The sequence below is a fragment of the Robiginitalea sediminis genome, assembly GCF_002198115.1.
Classification (GTDB): Bacteria; Bacteroidota; Bacteroidia; order Flavobacteriales; family Flavobacteriaceae; genus Robiginitalea; species Robiginitalea sediminis.
Genome location: NZ_NGNR01000008.1, coordinates 1 through 5,283 on the forward strand (window position 1 = coordinate 1; position 5,283 = coordinate 5,283).

Annotated in this window: 6 protein-coding genes; all 6 read left to right on the plus strand. The window is 35.2% G+C overall.

The window, feature by feature from the left end; translation table 11 throughout:
• The first annotated feature begins 119 nt into the window (after nt 1–119).
• The gene (locus tag CA832_RS14845) at nt 120–782 is read left to right on the plus strand and encodes a hypothetical protein (RefSeq protein ID WP_088342433.1); all 663 of its coding nucleotides are present in this window, start codon (nt 120–122) and stop codon (nt 780–782) included.
• A 196-nt stretch (nt 783–978) separates the two neighbouring features.
• Nucleotides 979–2,028: a DUF6090 family protein gene (locus CA832_RS14850; protein WP_088342434.1), complete on the plus strand. Its 1,050-nt coding sequence runs from the start codon at nt 979–981 to the stop codon at nt 2,026–2,028.
• Between the two features lie 116 nt (nt 2,029–2,144).
• Nucleotides 2,145–2,693, plus strand: a complete 549-nt coding sequence (locus CA832_RS14855) for a VOC family protein (RefSeq protein WP_233131871.1) — start codon at nt 2,145–2,147, stop codon at nt 2,691–2,693.
• A gap of 5 nt (nt 2,694–2,698) precedes the next feature.
• Nucleotides 2,699–3,127, plus strand: coding sequence for a VOC family protein (locus CA832_RS14860; protein WP_088342435.1), 429 nt, complete (start codon nt 2,699–2,701; stop codon nt 3,125–3,127).
• Between the two features lie 206 nt (nt 3,128–3,333).
• Complete coding sequence (locus CA832_RS14865; RefSeq protein WP_088342436.1) at nt 3,334–4,179, plus strand: AraC family transcriptional regulator; 846 nt, start codon at nt 3,334–3,336, stop codon at nt 4,177–4,179.
• A gap of 152 nt (nt 4,180–4,331) precedes the next feature.
• Nucleotides 4,332–5,147, plus strand: a complete 816-nt coding sequence (locus CA832_RS14870) for a serine hydrolase domain-containing protein (protein WP_158211949.1) — start codon at nt 4,332–4,334, stop codon at nt 5,145–5,147.
• Nucleotides 5,148–5,283 lie beyond the last annotated feature (136 nt).

The following is a 5,283-nucleotide window of genomic DNA, read 5'->3' on the forward strand; positions in this document are numbered from 1 at the left end:
TCCAAGAGAATACCTGGAAGAATATTCAAAGGAGAATGTACCCTTAAAACATCAATTTGTTTAATTTACCGCTGTACGAAAAGGGGTAAGTCTTCACTGGGGCGTTAGGCAATATTTTCATGAAGACTGAAATCGCCTTCCTAATTAAGTTTGGTAAAAAAGAACATCTTACCCGGTTATTAAAAGAAGGTGAGATTTATATGAATTCCATAGAATGGTTTAAAAATCATGAGAAAGATGGGGTAGGTGATCTCTATGAAGGAGCTATGGAAATAAAAAATTACAAGCAAGGTACTCTCACTCTGAAATTAGATGACAAACCTCTCGTATTTCCTAATTCCAGTCTTCAACTACGAAAATATCATGAAGGACATATTGGCAATATTTTCTCAAGTTATGCCCTACACCCACAACTGCTTAAGAGAAAATCAATTCATAGGATCGACAAACGAATGCTGAAGTTCGGTGACCACTGTCTTTTAATTCGTAATACACTTAAGTTTTATAATTCAATTAATAACCGACTGAAAGAATTAGGTATTTCCTGCTCCCATAATTTAGTGCGCTATAAAAATTTTAAAAGAGATGAAATAAATCTTTCCTTGTTTGAAAAATCTCATCTCTTAGCCTATCAAAAGGAGCACAGAATCATCGCATGGACAAAATCCTCAGAACCACTAAAGTTCAAAATCGGGTCTATTGAGGAATACGCAGAATTATTTGACGCTGAGAGAATAGTCAATAATGCAACCCTGGACTTCAAACCTAATATCATTGCCTAACATCGGGTATGCTCCATGGCTGCCCTCTCCCCAAAACAAAATTCCCTACATTTAAGAACCTGTAATTCATCCTCAGGAAACTCCCCGGCTCCAGCGGGGTTTCGCTATGAAACCATCTTCGGCGAAACCTACCGCTGCAAGCGCCACGGATGCATACCCGGGTACGTTGTGCTTCATTATGACCAACCACTAACCAATGATAAAATTCTTTAGAAAAATTAGACAAAACTTACTTTCAGAAGGCAAAACTGAAAAGTATCTGAAGTATGCTATTGGAGAAATTGTTTTGGTTGTCATTGGGATTTTGATTGCCCTTCAATTAAATAATTGGAATGAGTCAAGGAAAAATGAGGATGAATTTAAGGCTGTTTTACAGCAAATATTTACCGTTGTAGACCAAGACTCAGAACAACTCTTACTTATCAGACAAAATGTATTAAAACAGATTGAAATTATAGACAACATAGTTCAGAATCCTGAAGGATTCAATAATAAATTGCTACCGCATTTATTGTTTTACTTGGATTTAGAAGCTTCTGACTTAAACTCTGAAATTTCATATCTCTTGGGTTATCTAAAATTCAATCCTAAAAATCAAAAGCAGAGTAACTTAAACAAAAGCCTTTCTTCATATGGTAAAGCTGTTAAAGAAGGTTACAATAACAGCAGGAGAGATATAACATCGTTTTTAGATGAATTGAATTTACCCTATCCAAGCATTACTTTTGGTTATTCTGCATTAAATGATTATCAAAATATGGATTCTACCTTTTTTGACGAGAGCGATATCAAAAACACCCTCAAATTGCTTGATAATTCTAAATTTCAAAACGCTCTAAAATCGTCAAGAAGTATAAAATTTACGCATTTGGTGTTCCTAGATGATATAATCAACTTAACAAATTCCAATAAACGTTTGATTCAAGATTATTATCCAGATGTTAAATTGCTTTATTCAAATATTGGGCTTGTAGGTGACGCAACTCAACATAATAATTGGACCAATAACATTCCTCTTACATTAACTAATGAATCGCAGGCAATCTGGGAAGGAGATATCATTTTATCAGACGGATCGCTTAAATTCAGAGAAGGTGAAAATTGGAATTTTAATTGGGGAGGAGATGCATTCCCATCTGGTAACACCTATTCCTACGGCGACAACATTAAAGTTAAATCGGGAAATTATCACGTCATTTTAAACTTAAGTGAGAAAACATATGAATTTATTAAAGAAAATAAATAACGAAAGCACAACACTGTATATGCGATAATGCTTCCTATCTGTCGCACTACGCATATACTAACCGTTGGCGGTAATTAAAAAAGCGTTTACTATAATTAAATGAACATAAAAATATTATGAAAAGAACTATATCAATGGTATTGTTTGGATTAACTATTTTGAGTTGTTCTGACTATAAAAATGAGAACATTAACCTAAACGAAATAAAAAAATTGCAATCCGAAAAAGACAGTTTAATCACAATAATGACCCAGAGTAAGACTATTATGGAAAATCAAATGATTAGGTCATTAACTTTTCAAGACGGTAATGCAGAAAATGCGATGAATTTTTACGTGGAATTATTCGATAATTCTAAAATCATTAATGTAAATCGTTGGGGAAATGAAGCACCAGTAGCAGAAGGAAAGATTATGCAAGCTACGTTTGAACTGAATGGAAATTTGTTTATGTGCAGTGATAGTCCTCCCGTTCACGATTGGGATTTTTCGCCTGCTGTTTCGAACTATATTAATTGTGAGAATGAAGACGAAATGAATAGACTTTTCTCAAAGCTATCTGAAAACGGTAAAATAACAATGCCTTTAAATAATTATGGCTTCAGTCAAAAATTTGGTTGGGTGATTGACCAATTTGGAATTTCTTGGCAATTGAACCTGAAATAGAAAATATGAAAACAGCAACATTCCTAACATTCGTTGGTGACCAATGCGGAAAAGCTGAAGAAGCGATAAATTTTTACACTTCTATCTTTCCTAATTCTGAAATTAACAGTATCAAAAAATATTCAGAAGGAGAATCTGGTGGAACACCTGAGCTTATTAAATATGGAGTATTTACATTGAACGGGGCTAAATACATGGTTTCTGAAAGTAACTATAATCATAATTGGTCATTTACTCCTGCTGTATCACTTCTTATTAGAGACAGTTCTGAAGATGTAATACAAACACTATTCGAAAAACTTGTATCAAATGGTGGTCAAGTAATGATTCCGTTAGATGACTACAAAGGCGAAGGTGATTATGGATTTGGTAAGAAATTCGGATGGTGTCAGGACAAATTTGGTATATCATGGCAATTTATACTTACTGAATAACTTATGTATAAGTAAATAATTGTAATAAAAAATAACTACTGCCAACAATGGCTATAAGTAATTGCTTGTTCTCGCCTACTTCTGAATCCCGATAACTATCGGGACTCTCAGATTTTCAGTTCGGTGCATACATGTTAAGTTGAACTCTAAACCACGCAACTACTCATAGCCCAGACCGTTATAGACAATAACAGATTGTTATTAGAATGCTTGAAGTACTACAATCGACTCCACAAATCAGTTCTCTTCAGCAGTGCATTGATAATTATTACTTTCTTCGAATCGATGAACCGTCTTTTGAAGAAAGCTTTACCCATTTTCCACATTTCCGAACTACTATCAACGTTTATCAAAACGCTGAAATTGAAATTAGACGCGATTCAAGAACTATCTGTCATAATCAGAACAAACGACTTGATACCATATTCACTAACAATATAAGTCATGCGAAGAAAGCATTTCTTAGAGGGCCAATCAACATTATTGGAAATTCGTTTCGACCTCTTGGTATTAACCACTTTTTATCTGGAACCTCATTCATCAAGGCAGACGAATCAGTGGTCTTGCTCAACAATTATTGGAAAGGTTTTGAGGAAAATATGTCCGCAGTATTTGCCTGTACTTCGATTCAAGCCAAGACAGAAATGCTAGATGAATACTTTGCGAGCATTTACTGTCCGTTTGATCAAAACATTCTCAAAGCCATAGTTGTAGAAATCATACTTGCTAAGGGGGCCATTCAAGTAAAAATCTTGGCAAACAAATATGAGATCAACAGACGCACCTTACTTCGAATGTTTAACAAGCACCTTGGATGCTCTATATCCGATTTTAAGCAAGTGGTCCGTTTTAGGTGCGCAGTTGATAACTATCAGCGAAATGCGGCAAAGCCATCTTTTACTGAACTATCATATAACCACAACTACTACGATCAATCTGATTTTATTAAGCACTTCAAGATGCTAACGAAAGAAATCCCAAGAGAAGTATTGACCAAAATGACAACAGTAGGAAATCAAGATCTGTATTGGAAATTGAAGAGTAAACAATAAAGGTGTCTCAAAAGTCCAATTAATAATCCCTGACATGATGGACTTTTGTTTAAAAAAGAACTATGGTCAGATTTATCTCAATTGTAATCATTTCGTCAATCTTCTCTTCAGTTGCATTCTCTCAAACAAAAGACTCATTAACTCAGAAACTGATGAAAATTCAGGAGTTGGGCTACCTTCCTGGATTTGCAGTTGCTATTATCAGTGATCAAGGTGTCCATTATCAGGAAGCTTTTGGATATCGTGATCTAGAAAGTAAAACCCCATTTTCTGTCAATAGTCTTCAATATATCGGCTCTGTATCAAAAACGCTGACTGGAGTTGCAATCATGAAATTGGTGGAACAAGGAAAGTTGTCATTAGATGACCCTATCAATGATTTTCTTCCTCAGAACCTACACAATCCGTACTATCCTGAAGTGCCTATTACCATTAGACACTTGGCCACACATACGGCTTCATTCAGAGACCCTAATGCTTATGAACACACTTATATTTTCGATGAAAAAATCCGCCTTTCGAAAGATGAAGTACCAAAGGAGTTTAAAAAGCTTATTCCTTTATATAACGCCAATAAGCCCATGTCCGTAGAAAACTTCATTGAGAGTACGATGCATCCTTTTGGCGAATACTACCGGAAAAGAAACTTTCTACGAAAGAAACCAGGCACCACTTATAATTACAGCAATATGGGAGCGGTTGTGGCCGGTTATATCATCGAGTTGGTATCAGGAGAATCTTACGAAGAATATACCAGAAATCTAATTCTTGAACCATTGGGCATGGAACAATCAGGTTGGTTTCACGATGAAGTGGATATGTCCCAGTTTGTGAGTCTTTATCTAAGTAATGATAAAAAAATCCCTCCATATTCTTTGCTAGCTCATGGTGATGGAGGCATGATTACCAGTGTGCATGATTTGAGTATATTTTTTTTGGAGATGATCAAAGGGTATAAAACAGGATGAAGACTTACCCCTTTTCGTACAGCGGTAAATTAAACAAATTGATGTTTTAAGGGTACATTCTCCTTTGAATATTCTTCCAGGTATTCTCTTGGACTTTTCCTTCCCAGGGATTTATGGGGATGATAGTTGTTGTATT